We start from the raw sequence: 20459 nt of genomic DNA on the forward strand, positions 1-20459 counted from the left end.
TTAGAGTAAATAGACTATTTAAAATAAATTTAATTTAGTAATTGTTATTTCATAATTTGTAACTACATTTGCAAACCAAAAAATAAACCAAATAGCCATTGTGCTATTCAAAATATAAAGATACTATGAAGGGAGGTGCTAACTTATGTTAATTATACCTATTAAAGAAGGAGAAAATATAGATAGAGCGTTAAAGCGTTATAAAAGAAAATTCGATCGTACTAAGACGATGAAGAACTTACGTAACAGAAAAAACTTTACAAAGCCATCTGTAGCGAAAAGAGCTCAAAGAATAAAAGCTTCTTACGTTCAAAGATTAAGAACACAAGAAGAGGTTGGATAAATCTAACGTATTCTTAAAATAATAAATCTCGTACTAATTTTAGTACGAGATTTTTTTTGCTTTAAAAACACTAAATTTGATTATTAAAAATTAATAATGTTAATCAATTCTTTTTTAGATTATTTATCCTTAGAAAAAAAATATTCTAAGCATACTATAGTTGCATATAAAACAGATTTAACTGCTTTCAATGAATTTTGTTTATCAGAATTTGAATTAGATGATTTGTTAGAGGTGAAATATCCCTTAATTAGAAGTTGGATTGTAAGTTTAGTTAATTCTGATGTATCAAATAATTCTATAAACAGAAAAATTAGTTCATTAAAGTCATTTTATAAATTTTTACAAAAAACAGGTCAGTTAGATAGTAATCCGTTAGCAAAACATAGAGCTTTAAAAATCAAAAAGAAAGTCCAGGTTCCTTTCACTGTAAAAGAAGTGAATGCTGTTATAAGTTCTCTTGAAAATGATAATAGTTTTGAAACTCTACGAAACAAGTTGTTGGTAGAGCTCTTGTACTCTACAGGAATTAGAAGAGCAGAGTTAATCAGCTTAAAATTACAAGATATAAATTCTACAAATAATACTATAAAAGTCTTGGGTAAAAGGAATAAAGAACGTTATGTGCCAATACTTCCCTCTGTGCTAATTTCAATAAAAAAGTATTTACAAGAGAGAAACAAAGAAGGTTTTGTTTCAGAATATTTGTTAATTACTTCAAAAGGAAATAAATTATATGAAACACTTGTTTACAGAATTATAAATTCTTACTTTAGTGAAGTCTCCTCAAAGGTAAAAAAGAGTCCACATATATTAAGGCATTCTTTTGCAACACATCTTTTAAATGAAGGGGCAGACTTAAATTCGGTTAAAGAATTGCTAGGGCATTCATCTTTAGCCTCTACTCAAATCTATGCTAGTAATAGTTTAGAAGCAATAAAAAAAGTGTATAACAATGCTCACCCTAGAAGCAACAAAAAATGATAAGGTATGAAAGTATTCACGCAATCGGTAAATTTTAATGCAGATAGTCAATTAATAACGTTTGTAGAAACTAAGGTTTTAACATTGTCAAAATTTCATGATAAGATAGTTGATGCAGAAGTGTTTTTAAAAGTTCAAAACACAAGTGATAAAGAAAATAAAATAACAGAAATAAAAATTAATATACCTGGTAGCGAGTTGATTGTCAAAAGAGAAACGAAAACTTTTGAAGAAGGTGTTAATGCCGCAGTTGATAATTTAAAGAGGCAATTAAAAAGATCAAAAGAGAAGTTAAGAGATTCTATGATTTCGTAAAACGAAAAAAAAACAAAAAAACTTAAAAAAAAGTTTTGGAAATTGAAAAAACTTTATACATTTGCAAACCGTTAGAAATAGCGTGTTGTTTTTAAACAACGAAAGCCGATGTAGCTCAGCTGGCTAGAGCAGCTGATTTGTAATCAGCAGGTCGTGGGTTCGAGTCCCTCCATTGGCTCAGTAAATTAAATTGCATTTGTAATTTAAAAGTTCATTAAAATAGTAAATTATCGGGGAGATACTCAAGCGGCCAACGAGGACGGACTGTAACTCCGTTGACTATGTCTTCGCAGGTTCGAATCCTGCTCTCCCCACAATTTACAAATTGCGAAAGTAGCTCAGTTGGTAGAGCGTCAGCCTTCCAAGCTGAATGTCGCCGGTTCGAACCCGGTCTTTCGCTCTAAAATATCAACAAGCCGGTGTAGCTCAGTTGGTAGAGCGCATCCTTGGTAGGGATGAGGTCGTGGGTTCAAATCCCATCGCTGGCTCATTTTTTATGTATTATTAGACACTAAATATATTTAAACTAAGAATTAAAATTAATAATTATGGCAAAAGGAACTTTTGACCGTTCGAAACCACACTTAAACATTGGTACTATCGGACACGTAGATCACGGTAAAACAACTTTAACTGCGGCTATTACTAAAGTATTAGCTGATGCAGGATTCTCTGAGGCTAGATCTTTTGATCAGATTGATAATGCTCCGGAAGAAAAAGAAAGAGGTATTACAATTAACACTTCTCACGTAGAGTACCAAACTGAAAAGCGTCACTATGCACACGTAGATTGTCCAGGTCACGCCGATTATGTTAAGAACATGGTAACGGGTGCTGCTCAAATGGATGGTGCTATTTTAGTTGTTGCTGCAACAGATGGACCAATGCCACAGACTAGAGAGCATATCTTATTAGGTCGTCAGGTAGGAATTCCTCGTATCGTTGTTTTCTTAAACAAAGTTGATATGGTTGATGATGAAGAGCTTTTAGAATTAGTTGATATGGAAGTTAGAGAATTATTATCTTTCTATGAATATGATGGAGATAATGGTCCTGTAGTTTCAGGTTCTGCTTTAGGAGCTTTAAATGGTGAGCAAAAATGGGTTGATACTGTTCTTGAATTGATGAAAGAAGTTGATGCTTGGATTGAAGAACCATTAAGAGAGGTGGATAAAGATTTCTTAATGCCTGTTGAAGATGTATTCTCTATTACAGGTCGTGGTACAGTTGCAACTGGTCGTATTGAGACTGGTATTGCAAACACTGGAGATGTTGTAGATATTATCGGTATGGGAGCTGAAAAAATGACTTCTACTATTACTGGTATTGAAATGTTCCGTCAAATCTTAGATAGAGGTGAGGCTGGAGATAATGCAGGTATCTTATTAAGAGGTATTGCTAAAGAAGATATTAAAAGAGGTATGGTAATCTGTAAGCCAGGTTCTGTAACACCACACGCTAAATTTAAAGCAGAAGTTTATGTTTTAAAGAAGGAAGAAGGTGGTCGTCATACTCCATTCCATAACAATTACCGTCCACAATTCTATGTAAGAACTACGGATGTTACAGGTACAATTAACTTACCTGATGGTGTTGAAATGGTAATGCCAGGAGATAACTTAACAATTACTGTAGATTTAATCCAACCAATCGCATTAAACGTTGGTTTACGTTTCGCTATCCGTGAAGGTGGTAGAACTGTAGGTGCAGGTCAGGTAACTGAATTATTAGATTAATATTTTATATATTGATTTATTAAGTATAAATTTAAAAGGGTGTCCCGATTTTATCGGGATGCCTTTATAAATGAAATAATAAACGGGTTTAGCTCAGTTGGTAGAGCACTGGTCTCCAAAACCAGGTGTCGGGAGTTCGAGTCTCTCAATCCGTGCAAAAACATACAATTAGAATGAAGTTTATACAATATATTAAAGATTCTTTTGATGAACTAAGCAATCACATGACTTGGATCTCTAAAGAAGATGCTCAAAAGACAACAGTAACAGTAGCGGTGTTCACTATTTTGTTCGCTTTAGCTGTAGCAGGTATAGACTATGTTTTTCAAACAGGTTTGGATAACTTTTTCACAATGTTTAAATCTAATTAGAGATGGCGACTGATTCAGTAATGAAATGGTATGTTGTTAGAGCCATTGGTGGACAAGAGAATAAGGTAAAAGCTTACATAGAGACAGAAATCTCTAGGGTAGGCTTATCTGATTATGTAAGCCAAGTAATAGTGCCTACAGAGAAAGTTGTACAAGTACGTAATGGTAAGAAAATAAATAGAGAAAGAGTTTATTTTCCTGGTTACATTATGGTAGAAGCTAATTTATCTGGTGAAGTTCCTCACGTTATTAAAGCAATTACAGGTGTAATTGGTTTTTTAGGTGAAACTAAAGGAGGTGAACCTGTACCTATGCGTAAATCTGAAGTGAACAGAATGTTAGGTAAAGTAGATGAATTATCTGTAAGAGATGAGAATGTTGCAATTCCATTTAATATCGGAGAAACAATAAAAGTAGTTGACGGACCATTTAATGGTTTTGATGGTACTATTGAAAAAGTAAACGAAGAAAAGCGTAAGCTTGAGGTAATGGTGAAAATATTCGGAAGAAAAACACCATTAGAATTAAGTTATATGCAAGTAGAAAAGATATAATTGTTACACAAATATATATCGATTTATTTTTTGGCTTCCAACTTAAAATAAATCATTAAACATTTTTAAAATGGCAAAAGAAGTTAGTAAAGTAGTTAAGTTACAAGTAAGGGGAGGCGCAGCGAATCCATCGCCGCCGGTTGGACCCGCTTTAGGTGCTGCTGGTGTTAACATTATGGAGTTCTGTAAACAGTTTAATGCAAGAACGCAAGACAAACAAGGTAAAGTATTACCTGTTGTTATTACTGTTTTCAAAGACAAATCGTTTGATTTTGTTGTAAAAACTCCTCCTGCAGCAGTTCAGTTACTAGAAGCGGCCAAAATTAAAAAGGGTTCAGGTGAACCAAACAGAAAGAAGGTAGCATCAGTTACTTGGGATCAAATTAAAACAATTGCAGAAGACAAGATGGTAGATTTAAATGCCTTTGAAGTTTCTTCAGCAATGCGTATGATTGCAGGTACAGCACGTTCTATGGGATTAACAGTAAAAGGTGATGCACCAGCATAAACTTTATAAAAAGTAGTAAAATGGCAAAATTAACAAAAAAGCAAAAAGAAGCTTACGCAAAAGTAGATAGCTCTAAATCTTATGATTTAGCAGCAGCTTCAGCTCTAGTCAAAGACATTACTAATGTAAAGTTTGATGCATCAGTAGATTTAGCAATTCGTTTAGGAGTAGATCCACGTAAAGCTAATCAAATGGTTCGTGGTGTTGTAACATTACCTCACGGAACAGGAAAAGATGTTAAAGTTTTAGCATTAGTAACTCCAGATAAAGAAGCAGAAGCTACAGCAGCAGGTGCAGATTATGTAGGGTTAGATGAATATCTTCAAAAGATTAAAGGTGGTTGGACAGACGTTGATGTTATCATCACGATGCCAAGTGTAATGGGGAAATTAGGTCCTTTAGGTAGAGTATTAGGTCCAAGAGGATTAATGCCGAACCCAAAGACTGGTACTGTTACTATGGATGTTGCAAAAGCCGTTCAAGATGTTAAAGCTGGTAAAATAGACTTTAAAGTAGACAAAACTGGTATTGTACATGCTGCAATTGGAAAAGTATCTTTTGATGCTAAGAAGATTGAAGAGAATGCAAACGAGTTAATACAAACAATTATTAAATTGAAACCTACAACAGCAAAAGGAACGTATGTAAAAAGCGTTTTCATGTCTAGTACGATGAGTCCTAGTATAGCTGTTGAAGTTAAAACTGTTTAATACGTTAAAACTTATAATTATGACTAGAGAAGAGAAATCACAAGTAATACAAGATTTAACAGCAGTATTAGCAGATACAAACACTTTATATTTAGCAGATATTTCTGGATTAGATGCACAAACAACATCTAATTTAAGAAGAGCTTGTTTTAAAGCAGGAGTTCAGTTATCAGTTGTTAAAAATACATTACTTGCAAAAGCAATGGAAGCTTCAGATAAAGATTTTGGAGACTTACCAACAGTATTAAAAGGAAATACTTCAATGATGATTTCTGAGGCTGCAAATGCACCTGCGAAATTAATCAAAGAATTTAGAAAGAAATCTAAAGATAGACCTTTATTAAAAGGTGCATTTGCAGAAGAATCTATTTATATTGGAGATGATCAATTAGATGCTTTAGTAGATATTAAATCTAGAGAAGAATTAATTGGAGAAATCATTGGATTATTACAGTCTCCTGCTAAGAATGTTGTTTCAGCATTACAGTCAGGTGGACAAACACTTTCAGGTATTATTAAGACATTATCTGAAAAATAATTACGCGCACAAATAAACTATAATAAACAAAATTTTTAAAAACAATTAAAATGGCAGAATTAAAAGATTTCGCAGAGCAATTAGTTAACTTAACAGTAAAAGAAGTTAATGAATTAGCTACTATTTTAAAAGATGAGTATGGTATCGAGCCAGCTGCAGCAGCAGTAGCAGTAGCAGGACCAGCAGCAGGTGGAGCAGAAGCAGCTGATGAGCAAACTGAATTTGATGTTATTTTAACAGCAGCAGGAGGTTCTAAATTAGCAGTTGTTAAATTAGTTAAAGAATTAACTGGTTTAGGATTAAAAGAAGCTAAAGGTATCGTAGATAGCGCACCAGCAGCAGTAAAAGAAGGTGTATCTAAAGATGAGGCTGAAGGTCTTAAAGCATCTTTAGAAGAAGCTGGAGCTGAGGTAGAGCTTAAGTAAGCTATTACTCCCGACGTGTAAACGTAACGGGAAAACAAATTTAGGTTTAGGTACTAGGGACACTTGTCTCTAGACCTAAACCATTTTGTGTATATATTCGTTCTTTATTTTAATTCAGATTTTAATCAAAAAAATATACTCTTTTGGCAACGAAAAACACTACTGAAAGAATCAACTTCGCAACTTCTCAAATGATTAAAGAATATCCAGATTTCTTGGATATTCAGGTAAAATCTTTCCAAGATTTTTTCCAACTTCAAACGAAAGCAGAAGAAAGAGGTGAAGAAGGTTTGTACAAAACCTTCATGGATAACTTTCCAATTACAGATACAAGAAATCAATTCGTATTAGAATTTCTAGACTACTTCGTAGATCCACCAAGATATTCTATTCAAGAATGTATCGAAAGAGGTCTTACGCACAGTGTGCCTTTAAAAGCACGTTTAAAACTTTACTGTACAGATCCAGAACACGAAGATTTCGAAACAATTGTACAAGATGTTTATCTTGGTACAATACCTTATATGACAAACTCTGGTACCTTTGTAATAAATGGTGCAGAGCGTGTGGTAGTTTCTCAGTTACATAGATCACCAGGTGTGTTCTTTGGACAATCTTTCCACGCAAATGGTACAAAATTATATTCTGCAAGAGTTATTCCTTTTAAAGGATCTTGGATAGAATTTGCTACCGATATCAATCAAGTAATGTATGCTTACATTGATAGAAAGAAAAAATTACCAGTAACAACATTATTCAGAGCCATAGGTTTTGAAAGAGATAAAGATATATTAGAAATTTTTGATCTTGCAGAAGAAGTAAAAGTTTCTAAAGCTGGATTAAAAAAAGTATTAGGTCGTAAATTGGCTGCTAGAGTTTTAAAAACTTGGCATGAAGATTTCGTAGATGAAGATACTGGTGAAGTAGTATCTATCGAAAGAAACGAAATTATTTTTGACCGTGATACTATTTTAGATAAAGAACATATAGACGAAATTATAGATGCAGGTGCCAAAACCGTTTTACTTCATAAAGAAGATAACGACATGGCAGATTATGCAATTATACATAATACGTTACAGAAAGATCCTACAAATTCTGAAAAAGAAGCAGTAGAACATATTTATAGACAATTACGTAATGCAGAACCGCCAGATGAGGAAACTGCAAGAGGTATTATTGATAAATTATTCTTTTCTGAACAAAGATATAATTTAGGTGAAGTAGGTCGTTTTAGAATGAACACCAAACTTCAGTTAAATGAGCCTATAGACCAAAAAGTATTAACTAAGTTAGATATTATTACTATAATAAAATATTTAATTGAATTAATCAATTCTAAGGCAGAAGTAGATGATATTGATCACCTATCTAACAGACGTGTAAGAACTGTAGGAGAGCAATTAGCTGGTCAATTTGGTGTTGGTTTAGCTCGTATGGCAAGAACAATTCGTGAGCGTATGAATGTGCGTGATAACGAGGTGTTTACACCAATCGATTTAATAAATGCTAAGACTTTATCATCTGTAATTAATTCTTTCTTTGGTACAAACCAGTTATCTCAATTTATGGATCAAACGAATCCGTTAGCAGAGATTACACATAAGCGTAGATTATCTGCACTTGGGCCAGGTGGTTTATCAAGAGAAAGAGCAGGTTTTGAGGTTCGTGATGTTCACTATACACATTATGGACGTCTATGTCCAATTGAAACACCAGAAGGGCCAAACATTGGTTTAATTTCTTCACTTTCTGTATTTGCAAAAGTGAATAATTTAGGTTTTATCGAAACTCCTTATAGAAAAGTAGATAATGGTGTTGTTGCTAAAGAAGAGCCAACTTATTTAAGTGCCGAAGAAGAAGAAGGTAAGAAAATTGCTCAATCTAATTTAGAACTTAAAGAAGACGGTAGTATTGTTTTAGATAGAGTTATTGCTCGTGAAGAAGGAGATTTCCCGGTTGTTACACCAGATGTAATTGACTATATGGATGTTGCTCCTAATCAAATTGCGTCAATATCTGCATCTTTAATACCATTCTTAGAGCATGATGATGCGAACAGAGCCTTAATGGGATCTAACATGATGCGTCAAGCTGTACCATTGTTAAGACCAGAATCTCCAATTGTTGGTACTGGTTTAGAGCGTAGAGTTGCAAAAGATTCTCGTATTTTAATTAATGCGGAAGGTGCAGGTGAAGTAATTTATGTTGATGCTAATAAAATTACAATTAAGTATGATAGAACAGAAGAAGAAAAACTTGTAAGTTTTGATTCTGATGAAGTTTCTTACAACTTAATTAAGTTTAGAAAAACCAATCAAGGAACTAACATTAACCTAAAACCAATTGTAGAAAGAGGTGATAGAGTTGAAGAAGGACAAGTTCTTTGTGAAGGTTATGCAACTCAAAAAGGAGAATTAGCTTTAGGTAGAAACATGAAAGTAGCCTTTATGCCTTGGAAAGGGTATAACTTTGAGGATGCAATTGTAATTTCAGAAAAAGTTGTTCGAGAAGATATATTTACATCTATTCATATTGATGAATATTCTTTAGATGTTAGAGATACAAAATTAGGTACCGAAGAGTTAACTAATGATATTCCTAACGTTTCTGAAGAAGCTACAAAAGATTTAGATGAAAACGGAATGATTAGAATAGGTGCAGAAGTTAATCCTGGTGATATCTTAATTGGTAAGATTACACCAAAAGGAGAATCTGACCCTACTCCAGAAGAAAAATTATTACGTGCTATTTTTGGTGACAAAGCTGGTGATGTAAAAGATGCATCATTAAAAGCTTCTCCATCACTAAGAGGTGTAGTAATTGATAAAAAATTATTTAGAAGAGCCTTAAAAGATAAAAATAAGAGAATTAGAGATAAAGAAGCTGTAGCTACTTTAGAGCAATCTTTTGTTTCTAAATTTGAAGGTTTAAAAGACGAATTAATCGAGAAATTATTTACTTTAATTAGTGGTAAAACTTCTCAAGGAGTATTTAATGATTTAGGAGAAGAAGTTTTACCAAAAGGTAAAAAATATACTCTTAAAATGTTAAACTCTGTTGATGATTATGTGCATTTAACAGGTTCGTGGACAACAGATAGCGACTTAAATAAATTAGTTGGTGAACTAGTTCATAACTATAAGATTAAAGTAAATGATTTACAAGGATCATTACGTCGTCAAAAGTTTACAATTTCAGTTGGAGATGAATTACCAGCAGGTATTTTAAAATTAGCTAAAGTTTACATTGCTAAGAAACGTAAGCTTAAAGTTGGTGATAAAATGGCAGGACGTCACGGTAACAAAGGTATTGTTGCACGTATAGTTAGAGCAGAAGATATGCCTTTCTTAGAAGACGGAACTCCAGTAGATATCGTATTAAATCCATTAGGTGTACCATCTCGTATGAATATTGGTCAAATTTATGAAACTGTTCTTGGTTGGGCAGGTCAAAAATTAAACACTAAATATGCAACACCTATTTTTGATGGAGCATCTTTAGAGCAAATTAACGGTATTACAGATGAAGCTGGCGTACCAAGATTTGGACATACATATTTATATGATGGAGGAACAGGTAAACGTTTTGATCAACCAGCAACGGTTGGTATTATTTATATGATTAAATTAGGTCATATGATTGAAGATAAAATGCATGCTCGTTCTATAGGACCATACTCATTAATTACACAACAGCCATTAGGAGGTAAAGCTCAGTTTGGTGGTCAACGTTTTGGAGAGATGGAAGTTTGGGCTCTTGAAGCATATGGTGCATCAAGTATCTTAAGAGAAATCTTAACAGTAAAATCTGATGATGTTATGGGTAGAGCTAAAACATACGAAAGTATTGTGAAAGGTGAAACTATGCCAGAACCTGGTTTACCAGAATCATTTAACGTATTAATGCACGAACTTAAAGGTTTAGGTTTAGACGTTAGATTAGAAGAATAACAAAAATTGATGTAAGAAGTAGGTTTTTTAATCTACTTCTTATAATCATTTATTTATAAGTCTCATTGAGGCCATTTTTACAATTTTAATTCGAATCCATCAACATGGCAAGAAAACAAGAGAAGTACACTGTAAAAAAGTTTAATAAAATCTCAATTGGTTTATCATCACCAGAAGCTATTTTAGAAATTTCTAAAGGTGAAGTTTTAAAACCAGAAACAATAAATTACCGTACGCACAAACCAGAAAGAGATGGTTTATTTTGTGAGCGTATTTTTGGTCCTGTAAAGGATTATGAATGTGCTTGTGGAAAGTACAAAAGAATTCGCTACAAAGGTATCGTTTGTGATAGATGTGGTGTAGAAGTAACAGAAAAGAAAGTACGAAGAGATAGAGTAGGACACATTAATTTAGTGGTTCCTGTTGCTCATATCTGGTACTTTAGATCATTACCTAACAAAATGGGGTACCTTTTAGGTTTACCTTCTAAAAAGTTAGATATGATTATTTACTACGAGAGATACGTAGTAATTCAGCCAGGTATTGCTAAAAATGTAGAAGGAGAACCATTACAAAAAATGGATTTCTTAACAGAAGAAGAATACTTAGATATTGCTGATGAATTACCTCAAGATAATCAATATTTAGAAGATTCAGACCCAAACAAGTTTATTGCTAAAATGGGTGCTGAGTGTTTAATTGACTTATTGGCAAGAATCGATTTAGAGCAATTATCTTTCGATTTAAGACATAAAGCAAACACAGAAACTTCTAAACAACGTAAAACAGAAGCATTAAAGCGTTTAAATGTTGTTGAGGCATTTAGAGATTCTCAAAAAAATAGAGAAAATAATCCTGAGTGGATGATTATGAAGGCGGTTCCGGTAATTCCACCAGAATTAAGACCTTTAGTTCCATTAGATGGAGGTCGTTTTGCTACTTCAGATTTAAATGATTTATATAGAAGAGTTATTATTAGAAACAACCGTTTAAAGAGGTTAGTTGAGATAAAAGCTCCTGAAGTTATTTTACGTAATGAAAAACGTATGTTACAAGAATCTGTAGATTCTCTATTTGATAACACACGTAAATCATCTGCAGTAAAAACAGAATCTAACAGACCTTTAAAATCTTTATCAGATTCATTAAAAGGTAAACAAGGACGTTTCCGTCAGAATTTATTAGGAAAGCGTGTTGATTATTCTGCACGTTCTGTAATTGTTGTTGGACCAGAAATGAAATTATCTGAATGTGGATTGCCAAAAGATATGGCAGCAGAACTTTATAAGCCTTTTGTAATTAGAAAATTAATTGAAAGAGGTATTGTTAAGACTGTAAAATCTGCAAAGAAAATTATAGATAGAAAAGAACCAGTTGTTTGGGATATTTTAGAAAATGTAATTAAAGGGCATCCAGTATTATTAAACAGGGCTCCTACGTTACACAGATTAGGTATCCAAGCTTTTCAACCAAAATTAATTGAAGGAAAAGCAATACAATTACATCCATTAGCATGTTCTGCATTTAATGCCGATTTTGATGGAGATCAAATGGCTGTTCACTTACCATTAGGACCAGAAGCTATTTTAGAAGCACAATTATTAATGTTGGCTTCTCATAATATCTTAAACCCTGCAAATGGTGCACCAGTAACTGTACCTTCTCAGGATATGGTTCTTGGTTTATATTATATGACAAAAGAAAGAGTTTCTACTCCAGAAGTGCCTATTAAAGGTGAAGGATTAACTTTTTATTCTCCAGAAGAAGTAACTATTGCTTTTAACGAAGAAAAAGTTGATTTAAATGCTGGTATTAAAGTAAGAACTCAAGATATAGATGAAAATGGAGAACAAGTAACTAGAATTATTAAAACTACTGTTGGTAGGGTTTTATTTAATGAAGTTGTTCCTCCGGCTGCAGGTTATATTAATGAAGTATTAACTAAGAAAAATTTACGTGGAATTATTGGTGGCATTTTAAAAGCTACTAATATTCCTACTACTGGAGAATTCTTAGATAATATTAAAAATATGGGATATAAATTTGCTTTCCAAGGTGGTTTATCATTCTCATTAGGAGATATCATTATTCCTGCAGAAAAGCAAGGAATGATTGATGCAGCAAACAAAGAAGTAGAAGCAATTGTAGGTAACTATAATATGGGTATGTTAACGCAGAAAGAGCGTTACAACCAGGTAATTGATATTTGGGGAAGAACAAATAACGATTTAACTGAGTTATCTATGAAACGTTTACGTGAAGATCAACAAGGTTTCAACTCGGTATACATGATGCTTGATTCTGGGGCAAGGGGTTCTAAAGAGCAGATTCGTCAGTTAACAGGTATGCGTGGATTAATGGCAAAACCTAAAAAATCTACTGCAGGAGGTGGAGAAATTATTGAAAACCCAATTCTTTCTAACTTTAAGGAAGGTTTATCAATTTTAGAATACTTCATTTCTACTCACGGTGCGCGTAAAGGTCTTGCCGATACAGCATTAAAAACAGCCGATGCTGGTTATTTAACACGTAGATTAGTAGATGTTTCTCAAGATGTTATTATCAACGAAGAAGATTGTGGTACATTAAGAGGTTTAGAAGTTGCTCCATTAAAGAAAAATGATGAGATTGTAGAATCTTTATCAGATAGAATTGAAGGACGTATTTCTTTAAATAACGTTTATCATCCAATAACAGAAGACCTAATTTTAGAAGCTAACCAACCTATTACTTATCAATTAGCAAAAGCAGTTGAAGAGTCTGGTGTAGATAGTGTAGAAGTTAGATCTCCGTTATCTTGTGAATCTACAAAAGGTATTTGCGCAAAATGTTATGGTCAAAGTTTATCTACCCTTAACAAAGTACAAATTGGTGAAGCAGTTGGTGTAATTGCAGCGCAATCTATTGGAGAACCAGGTACACAGTTAACGTTACGTACATTCCACGTTGGTGGGGTAGCAGGTAACATTTCTGAAGACAATAAGTTAATAGCTAAATTTGATGGTAATGTAACTATCGAAGATTTAAGAACTGTTGTTGGTAAAGATAGCGAAGGTAATGATGTTGATATTGTAATTTCTAGAACAGCAGAAATTAAAATTATAGATAAGAAAACAGGAATTACTCAAAGTACAAACATTATACCTTATGGATCTATCATCTTTGATAAAGAGAGAAAGACTATTAAGAAAGGTGATGTAATTGTACAATGGGATCCATTTAACGGTGTAATTGTTTCTGAATTTAGTGGACGAGTTAAGTTTGATAACTTAGAACAAGGTATTAATTACTCTGTTGAAGTTGATGAGCAAACTGGTTTCCAAGAAAAGGTAATGATCGATTCTAAGAACAAGAAAATTATTGCTTCATTGATTATTGAAGATGAAGATGGTAATGCTTTACGTTCTTACAGTTTACCAGTAGGAGCACACTTAATGATTGATGATGGACAGATGGTAGAATCTGGACATACCTTAGTTAAAATACCAAGAAAATCAGGTAAAGCAGGCGATATTACAGGAGGTTTACCTCGTGTAACAGAATTGTTTGAAGCACGTAACCCTTCTAATCCATCAGTAGTATCAGAGATAGACGGTGTTGTTTCTTTCGGTAAAATTAAGCGTGGTAATAGAGAAATTATTGTTGAATCTAAAACTGGAGATATTAGTAAGTATTTAGTTAAACTTTCTAACCAAATTTTAGTGCAAGAAAATGACTTTATTAAAGCTGGTATGCCATTATCAGACGGAGCTACAACTCCTTCAGATATATTAAGAATTAAAGGACCATCTGCAGTTCAAGAATACTTAGTAAATGAAATTCAAGAAGTATATCGTTTACAAGGTGTAAAAATTAATGATAAGCATTTCGAAGTAGTTGTACGTCAAATGATGCGTAAAGTTAAGATTATTGATTCTGGAGATACTTTATTTTTAGAGAATCAATTAATTCACAAAATTGACTTTATCAAAGATAATGATGCAATTTACGGAATGAAAGTTGTTGAAAATGCTGGAGATTCTGAAAATTTAAGAGCGGGACAGATTATTTCTGCACGTCAATTAAGAGATGAGAATTCTTTATTAAGAAGAAACGATCAGAACTTAGTTGAAGCTAGAGATGCAAGACCAGCAACAGCAGAACAAGTTTTACAAGGTATTACAAGAGCATCTTTACAGACGAAATCATTTATTTCTGCAGCTTCTTTCCAGGAAACTACAAAAGTATTAAATGAAGCAGCTGTAAGCGGTAAAGTAGATACTTTAGAAGGATTAAAAGAAAATGTAATTGTAGGTAAGAGAATACCAGCAGGTACAGGTATGAGAGCTTATGAAAACATTCTAGTTGGTCCTAAAGACGAAATAGAACAAAGTTTCTAATAGTAGCTTTTATTAGTAATATATTTTAAAAGTTGAATTGTTTACTGTAACTTATTTACATTATTCAATTCAACTTTTTTTTATTGTAAATTAATTGATATATAAACAAGATTATGGAAGAAAATCAAAATAAAGACGGACAATTAAATATAGAATTAGATCAAGAAATTGCTGAAGGCACATATTCTAATTTAGCTATAATTAACCATTCTGTTTCAGAGTTTATAGTAGATTTTATTAATATTATGCCTGGTGTACCAAAGGCCAAAGTAAAGTCTAGAATTATTTTAACTCCGCAACATGCAAAAAGACTTTCTAAAGCTTTGGCAGAAAATGTTAGAAAGTTTGAACAACAAAACGGTGAAATTAAAGATTATGAACAACCACCAATTCCAATGAATTTTGGGCCAACTGGTGAAGCATAAAAAAAGCGAAACTTTTTAAAGTTTCGCTTTTTTATTATATTTTTCTTGTTTTGTTCAATAACCAAAAATCTGCTAATACTAGAGCAGTCATGGCTTCAACAATAGGTACAGCTCTTGGTACAACACAAGGATCATGACGCCCTTTACCAGTTATTTCTGTTACCTCATATTCAGAGTTTATAGTTTGTTGATTTGTCATTATTGTAGCAACAGGTTTAAAAGCTACTCTAAAGTAAATATCCATTCCGTTACTAATACCTCCTTGAATTCCTCCAGAAAGATTAGATTCAGTAGATCCATCAGCATTAAAAATGTCATTATGCTCAGATCCTTTCATTTTTGCACCACAAAAACCACTTCCAAACTCAAAACCTTTAACAGCATTAATAGATAACATTGCTTTGCCTAATTCTGCATGTAATTTATTAAATATAGGTTCACCTAAGCCAACAGGTATATTTTGTGCAACACATGTAATAGTACCGCCAATAGTATCTCCAGCTTTTCTTATTTCTTGAATTTTAGCAATCATTTTGTCTGCAGAACTTTCATCCGGACATCTTACAATGTTGTTTTCTGTCTTAGAAAAATCTAAATCTTGATAAGGCTTATCAATAAAAATATCGCCTACAGAAGAAGTAAAAGCATTAATTTTCATTGATGCTATTAATTGTTTTGCTAAAGCGCCAGCAACAACCCAATTGGCAGTTTCTCTAGCAGAACTTCTACCACCACCTCTATAATCTCTACCTCCAAATTTTTTATCATACGTGTAATCTGCATGTGAAGGTCTATAAACATTGGTGTTATGATTGTAGTCTTTAGATTTCTGATTGGTATTTCTAATAATAAAACCAATAGAAGTACCTGTAGTTTTTTCTTCAAATATACCAGATAAAAACTCTACCGTATCTGGTTCTTTACGTTGTGTTACAATTTTAGATTGACCAGGTTTACGTCTATTCAATTCATTTTGAATAGCTTCTAAATCAATTTTTAACCCAGCAGGAAAACCATCAATTACACCACCAATAGCGGTTCCGTGAGATTCACCGTAAGTGGTTACTTTTAATAATTTTCCAAAAGAATTAAATGCCATTTTTTTTGTATTTATTTACAAATATAATAAAGTGTTCTCGATGATATTATCTTTTGTAATATTTTAAATGATACCTATAATTTTTATTTCTTGGTGATAATCTGATTATTAGAGTTATAGAGAATTAAAAATATTATTTTCAAATTTTTTTAAAAAAAACTTCATTTTTGTTTTTCAGAATTAAAAAACCTTTCTATATTTGCATCCGCATTCAGGGAATACCTGATGAGACACTTGGAGAAATGGCAGAGTGGTCGAATGCGGCAGTCTTGAAAACTGTTGACTGTAACAGGTCCGGGGGTTCGAATCCCTCTTTCTCCGCCAAGATTTATTCAAAATCGACGAAAGTCCTGTAAACTCAATGTTTATGGGACTTTTTATTTTACCCAAAACATTAAAATATGTATTTAAAACCATTCTGTTGGTGACCTATTAGGTGACCTTTTTTAAACCTTAATTAGGTCACCTAATTGTTTATAACTGTTTATAAATCAGTACAATATATCAATTAAAAGACCTCGAAATTTTGTAAATTAATGTATAATTAAAGGTCACCAGAATGAACAAAACATTTGGATTATTATTCTACTTAAAAAAGGGTAAAGTAGATGCACAGGGCAAATGCCCTATTTACCTACGTATTACCATAGATGGTAAGCGTACAGAGATTAGTACAAAACGTACCATTGAGATTGAGAAATGGAGCGTTGAAGCCAATAAAGCTATTGGAAGAACAGAAGATATACGAGAACTAAATGCCTATTTAGATTCACTTACTACAAAAGTATATCAAAGCCAAAGAGACTTAATTCAAGATAACAAGGAGGTTACAACCGAAACCCTTAAAAACAAGTTTTTAGGTGTTGAGGAAAAACAAATAACACTCATAACCATCTTTAATAATCACAACAAGCAAGTTGAAAAATTAGTTGGTAGAGAGTTTTCAGCAGGAACTTTAGAACGTTATAAAACAGTATGTAAGCATCTGCAAGAGTTTATGCAACATCAATACAATGTAAGTGATATACCTGTAAACAGAATAGACCACAAGTATATTACAGATTTTGAGTTCTATTTAAAAACGGTTAGAAACTGCGGACATAACAGTACAATTAAGTATATCAAGAATTTTAAAAAGATTGTACGTATTGCAATAGCAAACGATTGGATTAAAAAAGACCCATTTCTAAATTATAAAGTCCGTTTAAAAGAAGTGGAACGTCAATTTCTTTCAGAAGAAGAAATACAAACAATGCTCGAAAAAGAGTTACACACTAATAGATTAGAGCAAGTAAGAGACATTTTTATATTCTGTTGTTTTACAGGTTTAGCGTATAGCGACGTTAAGAAACTATCAAAAGATAATTTGGTATTTGGTATTGATGGAGATAAGTGGATAAAGACAAAGCGTACTAAAACAGATACACGTAGTAACATTCCCCTACTTCCGACTGCTTTAGAGATTATAAAGAAATACGAGAACCATCCAGAGGCAGTTACAAAAGATGTATTGCTTCCTGTATTGAGCAATCAAAAGTCTAATGCCTATTTAAAAGAGATAGCAGATTTGTGTGGTATCAATAAAAACTTAACCACCCATTTAGCTCGTCATACGTTTGCAACTACGGTAACATTGTCTAATGGTGTGCCAATGGAATCAGTTAGTAAAATGTTAGGTCATAAATCACTAAAAACAACGCAACACTATGCTAAAATATTGGATAGAAAAGTAAGCGATGATATGGCAATTTTGAAACAAAAATTTGCTGATAAAAGTAATGTTGATGCTTCCAAAAGAATCGCTAATTAACATATATAAACAAAGAACAAAAGTATATGCTTAAACCCTTGATTATTCAAGGGTTTTTCTGTTAAAAGATAGTGCATAAATGTTAATAAGTTTGTTTTATGTAAAGGTCAAAATATCGTAAATTAACACAATATAAATCAGGTGTTTACACCTTTTAATACGTTTTAATAAAAAATGACATTTGAAGTAATTACAAAGGATGATTTAAAGACTCTTAAACAGGAAATCATCACAGAACTGAAGACAATTTTAGGAAGCCAAACAGAGCAAAAAAAGTGGTTAAAATCAGCAGACGTACGTGAGCTATTAAATATTTCAGCAGGCACGTTGCAGAATTTACGAATCAACGGAACATTACCTTATACAAAAATGGGTAAAACTATGTACTATGAATATGATGATGTAATCGGAATTTTAATCCAAAACAAAAGTGCATAATGAGAATATACATACCTGAAAACTTGGATATATTCGAGTTAACGCACAATAATCCGCCAAGTTTTAAACCTTATAAGTTAGACAAGCTATGTTATATCCTGCATTTAATAAATGCTATTCCATTAATGGATAAGAATATTCAGGGCGAAGATTTTGTGCCTATCAACGCAAAAAAATTGCAGGATAAAATACAGAACTATAAAAAGTATCTTAACTATTTAGAAAGCGATTTACAAATTATTGAGTCCGATAATCATTATGTGGTTGGAGAAAAATCAAAAGGATTTCGATTTATTGAGAGATACAGAACACCTGTAAAATCAATGCAAGTTGAAGACTTCACTTTTAGAAACAAATTAAAAGCCCATAAAAATCGTAAAATAGAGTCGGTTAAACATCTTGGCTTTTTAACAAAGTGGTTTAATGATAAACTACGAATTGATTATGATTACATAGATGACTTTTTAGTTCAAGAGCATAATTTAAAAATAAAAGATAAAGCACTTTGGGAGTACGACAGAGTAAGAAAAAAATATAAGCATCCAACAAATCAAATGGTACACGCTCAAATGAGCGCACAAAGGTTAAAATGGCAAGATTATAATTTGATGTTGGATGATAATGTATATCGCTTTCATACCAATTTGACCAATATGCCAAGTCGAATTAGAAATGCTGTTACGTATGATGGCCAAAAATTAATTTCGTTAGATATTAAAAACAGTCAACCCTATTTAAGTACTATTTTGTTGAGTCGTGATTTTTGGATAGTGCAAAAATTTGAGCGAAATAAGAATAACTCATTGTCGATTGCTTTTGATGAACCGCAGAGTCGCTATTTTTCTTATCTTAATAAAATAAATAAGGTTTTCAATGAAATAAAGAGTGATACATTAAATATTTCACATATAAATATTCATAACAATGATTCTTACATTATGTTAGGAGAAATCCCCCAATCCCTTATAAATAATGAGTTTCAAGACTATATTGATTTAGTAGTATCTGGAAAGTTATATGAGTTTTTAGAGGATGCCTTTTTACAGGAATTAGGTATTGAATTAAAAGACCGCAAAGAAGTTAAAGCAGCAGTTTTTCAAGTGTTGTTTACATCCAACCAATTTAAGGGGCAAGCAGAAGCAGCACCCAAAAGGTTATTTGAGCAAAAGTTTAAAGCGGTGTATGATGTATTTGCTAAAATAAAAAGTAAGGACAAATCTTTACTTCCAAGATTATTACAGAGCATAGAGAGTCATTTAATGATTAACATCATAGCAAAGCGTGTTTCAGAAGAATATCCATTAGCACCTATATACACTATTCACGATAGCATATCTACTACTGAAGAATATGTAGAAGTAGTTGAGCAGATTATGATGGAAGAGTTAACCAAGGCTATTGGTCATCCACCAACAATAAAACAAGAGGTATGGTGTAAAAGCAATATGGTAAAGCATCTTGAAACTTTAAAGGAGAAAGCAAAGGTTGTCGCTTAAATAAAATAATTGCACAACCATTGCATCATTAAATTTTTATCTTTGTAATTGTGAAATTTGTAACAATCATATTATCATTAATTATACTATTGCTTTCAGCAAAGCCTTGTTCTGATGGGCAAAATATAGAAGACCAGCAGCATCAAGACGAGATAAGTACAAATCATAATCATCAAGAAGATAGCGACGATTCTTGTCCTGTAACTTGTATTTGTAATTGTTGCGGTATGACAATTACTTACGAACCCATCAAGACATTTGATTTAAAACTTAATATTGAAATCTCAACGGATTTAATTTCTACATATCAACCTATTTACGGGTTTAATTTCCTTTCCAATATTTGGCATCCGCCACAAGTAATCAGCTAAAACA

Annotated in this window: 18 protein-coding genes and 6 tRNA genes; 23 read left to right on the top strand and 1 reads right to left on the bottom strand. The window is 32.5% G+C overall.

Translation table 11 applies throughout. The features are described 5' to 3' along the window. Positions 1-145: 145 nt before the first annotated feature. The 18 genes from rpsU to B5464_RS11250 all read left to right on the top strand — a co-directional run bounded on the left by rpsU (position 146) and on the right by B5464_RS11250 (position 15241). Positions 146-343 (top strand): 30S ribosomal protein S21, encoded by a 198-nt coding sequence (rpsU, locus tag B5464_RS11165; RefSeq protein ID WP_026777225.1) that lies wholly within the window; start codon positions 146-148, stop codon positions 341-343. Between the two features lie 96 nt (positions 344-439). Next, a complete protein-coding gene (locus B5464_RS11170) occupies positions 440-1327 on the top strand; it encodes a tyrosine-type recombinase/integrase (RefSeq protein WP_079738430.1) in 888 nt (295 codons plus the stop codon). A gap of 6 nt (positions 1328-1333) precedes the next feature. Further along, a complete protein-coding gene (gene raiA / locus B5464_RS11175) occupies positions 1334-1642 on the top strand; it encodes a ribosome-associated translation inhibitor RaiA (protein WP_077808822.1) in 309 nt (102 codons plus the stop codon). A gap of 104 nt (positions 1643-1746) precedes the next feature. Beyond that, positions 1747-1820, top strand: a tRNA-Thr gene (locus tag B5464_RS11180). A gap of 54 nt (positions 1821-1874) precedes the next feature. Then, positions 1875-1956: transfer RNA gene (locus B5464_RS11185), tRNA-Tyr, on the top strand. Between the two features lie 13 nt (positions 1957-1969). Further along, a tRNA-Gly gene (locus tag B5464_RS11190) sits at positions 1970-2042 on the top strand. A gap of 15 nt (positions 2043-2057) precedes the next feature. Beyond that, a tRNA-Thr gene (locus tag B5464_RS11195) sits at positions 2058-2130 on the top strand. A 60-nt stretch (positions 2131-2190) separates the two neighbouring features. After that, complete coding sequence (gene tuf, locus B5464_RS11200) at positions 2191-3378, top strand: elongation factor Tu (protein WP_079738431.1); 1188 nt, start codon at positions 2191-2193, stop codon at positions 3376-3378. Between the two features lie 82 nt (positions 3379-3460). After that, a tRNA-Trp gene (locus tag B5464_RS11205) sits at positions 3461-3533 on the top strand. Positions 3534-3551: 18 nt separating this feature from the next. Further along, positions 3552-3749 carry a preprotein translocase subunit SecE gene (secE, locus tag B5464_RS11210; RefSeq protein ID WP_077808824.1) on the top strand — a complete coding sequence of 66 codons (198 nt, stop codon included), beginning with the start codon at positions 3552-3554 and terminating at the stop codon, positions 3747-3749. Between the two features lie 2 nt (positions 3750-3751). Continuing rightward, a complete protein-coding gene (nusG, locus tag B5464_RS11215) occupies positions 3752-4303 on the top strand; it encodes a transcription termination/antitermination protein NusG (RefSeq protein ID WP_077808825.1) in 552 nt (183 codons plus the stop codon). Positions 4304-4373: 70 nt separating this feature from the next. Next, a complete protein-coding gene (rplK, locus tag B5464_RS11220) occupies positions 4374-4811 on the top strand; it encodes a 50S ribosomal protein L11 (protein ID WP_077808826.1) in 438 nt (145 codons plus the stop codon). A gap of 20 nt (positions 4812-4831) precedes the next feature. Then, positions 4832-5521 carry a 50S ribosomal protein L1 gene (gene rplA, locus B5464_RS11225; protein ID WP_077808827.1) on the top strand — a complete coding sequence of 230 codons (690 nt, stop codon included), beginning with the start codon at positions 4832-4834 and terminating at the stop codon, positions 5519-5521. A 19-nt stretch (positions 5522-5540) separates the two neighbouring features. Beyond that, positions 5541-6059, top strand: coding sequence for a 50S ribosomal protein L10 (gene rplJ, locus B5464_RS11230; protein ID WP_077811321.1), 519 nt, complete (start codon positions 5541-5543; stop codon positions 6057-6059). 50 nt (positions 6060-6109) lie between these two features. Beyond that, complete coding sequence (rplL, locus tag B5464_RS11235; RefSeq protein ID WP_079738432.1) at positions 6110-6484, top strand: 50S ribosomal protein L7/L12; 375 nt, start codon at positions 6110-6112, stop codon at positions 6482-6484. Positions 6485-6627: 143 nt separating this feature from the next. Continuing rightward, a complete protein-coding gene (rpoB, locus tag B5464_RS11240) occupies positions 6628-10437 on the top strand; it encodes a DNA-directed RNA polymerase subunit beta (RefSeq protein WP_079738433.1) in 3810 nt (1269 codons plus the stop codon). Between the two features lie 104 nt (positions 10438-10541). Then, entirely contained in the window at positions 10542-14816 is a 4275-nt protein-coding gene (gene rpoC, locus B5464_RS11245; protein ID WP_079738434.1) for a DNA-directed RNA polymerase subunit beta', read from the top strand. A 113-nt stretch (positions 14817-14929) separates the two neighbouring features. Continuing rightward, a complete protein-coding gene (locus tag B5464_RS11250) occupies positions 14930-15241 on the top strand; it encodes a DUF3467 domain-containing protein (RefSeq protein ID WP_077808831.1) in 312 nt (103 codons plus the stop codon). 34 nt (positions 15242-15275) lie between these two features. Here B5464_RS11250 and aroC read toward each other — a convergent pair whose 3' ends face one another. Then, entirely contained in the window at positions 15276-16340 is a 1065-nt protein-coding gene (gene aroC / locus B5464_RS11255; RefSeq protein ID WP_079738435.1) for a chorismate synthase, read from the bottom strand. Positions 16341-16576: 236 nt separating this feature from the next. Here aroC and B5464_RS11260 point away from each other — a divergent pair. From B5464_RS11260 to B5464_RS11280, 5 genes are all read left to right on the top strand, one after another. Continuing rightward, positions 16577-16664 (top strand) — tRNA-Ser (locus tag B5464_RS11260). Positions 16665-16899: 235 nt separating this feature from the next. Next, on the top strand, positions 16900-18150 hold the full coding sequence (locus B5464_RS11265; protein ID WP_079738436.1) for a site-specific integrase: 1251 nt from the start codon (positions 16900-16902) through the stop codon (positions 18148-18150). 174 nt (positions 18151-18324) lie between these two features. After that, complete coding sequence (locus B5464_RS11270) at positions 18325-18588, top strand: helix-turn-helix domain-containing protein (RefSeq protein ID WP_079738437.1); 264 nt, start codon at positions 18325-18327, stop codon at positions 18586-18588. Beyond that, positions 18588-20084, top strand: a complete 1497-nt coding sequence (locus tag B5464_RS11275; RefSeq protein WP_079738438.1) for a hypothetical protein — start codon at positions 18588-18590, stop codon at positions 20082-20084. The genes B5464_RS11270 and B5464_RS11275 overlap by 1 nt, the downstream gene beginning before the upstream one ends. A gap of 50 nt (positions 20085-20134) precedes the next feature. Further along, positions 20135-20455 carry a DUF6660 family protein gene (locus B5464_RS11280; RefSeq protein WP_079738439.1) on the top strand — a complete coding sequence of 107 codons (321 nt, stop codon included), beginning with the start codon at positions 20135-20137 and terminating at the stop codon, positions 20453-20455. Positions 20456-20459 lie beyond the last annotated feature (4 nt).

This window comes from Polaribacter sp. KT 15, assembly GCF_900143115.1.
GTDB classification, from domain to species: Bacteria; Bacteroidota; Bacteroidia; order Flavobacteriales; family Flavobacteriaceae; genus Polaribacter; species Polaribacter marinaquae.

Bases quoted from the DNA above. Each gene is read 5' to 3' on its own strand.
- raiA (WP_077808822.1), top strand. From the start codon at position 1,334: ATGAAAGTATTCACGCAATCGGTAAATTTTAATGCAGATAGTCAATTA.
- tuf (WP_079738431.1), top strand. From the start codon at position 2,191: ATGGCAAAAGGAACTTTTGACCGTTCGAAACCACACTTAAACATTGGT.
- nusG (WP_077808825.1), top strand. From the start codon at position 3,752: ATGGCGACTGATTCAGTAATGAAATGGTATGTTGTTAGAGCCATTGGT.
- B5464_RS11265 (WP_079738436.1), top strand. From the start codon at position 16,900: ATGAACAAAACATTTGGATTATTATTCTACTTAAAAAAGGGTAAAGTA.
- B5464_RS11170 (WP_079738430.1), top strand. From the start codon at position 440: ATGTTAATCAATTCTTTTTTAGATTATTTATCCTTAGAAAAAAAATAT.
- rplK (WP_077808826.1), top strand. From the start codon at position 4,374: ATGGCAAAAGAAGTTAGTAAAGTAGTTAAGTTACAAGTAAGGGGAGGC.
- B5464_RS11270 (WP_079738437.1), top strand. From the start codon at position 18,325: ATGACATTTGAAGTAATTACAAAGGATGATTTAAAGACTCTTAAACAG.
- rplA (WP_077808827.1), top strand. From the start codon at position 4,832: ATGGCAAAATTAACAAAAAAGCAAAAAGAAGCTTACGCAAAAGTAGAT.
- rpoC (WP_079738434.1), top strand. From the start codon at position 10,542: ATGGCAAGAAAACAAGAGAAGTACACTGTAAAAAAGTTTAATAAAATC.
- rpsU (WP_026777225.1), top strand. From the start codon at position 146: ATGTTAATTATACCTATTAAAGAAGGAGAAAATATAGATAGAGCGTTA.
- secE (WP_077808824.1), top strand. From the start codon at position 3,552: ATGAAGTTTATACAATATATTAAAGATTCTTTTGATGAACTAAGCAAT.
- rplL (WP_079738432.1), top strand. From the start codon at position 6,110: ATGGCAGAATTAAAAGATTTCGCAGAGCAATTAGTTAACTTAACAGTA.
- B5464_RS11275 (WP_079738438.1), top strand. From the start codon at position 18,588: ATGAGAATATACATACCTGAAAACTTGGATATATTCGAGTTAACGCAC.
- rplJ (WP_077811321.1), top strand. From the start codon at position 5,541: ATGACTAGAGAAGAGAAATCACAAGTAATACAAGATTTAACAGCAGTA.
- B5464_RS11250 (WP_077808831.1), top strand. From the start codon at position 14,930: ATGGAAGAAAATCAAAATAAAGACGGACAATTAAATATAGAATTAGAT.
- aroC (WP_079738435.1), bottom strand. From the start codon at position 16,340: ATGGCATTTAATTCTTTTGGAAAATTATTAAAAGTAACCACTTACGGT.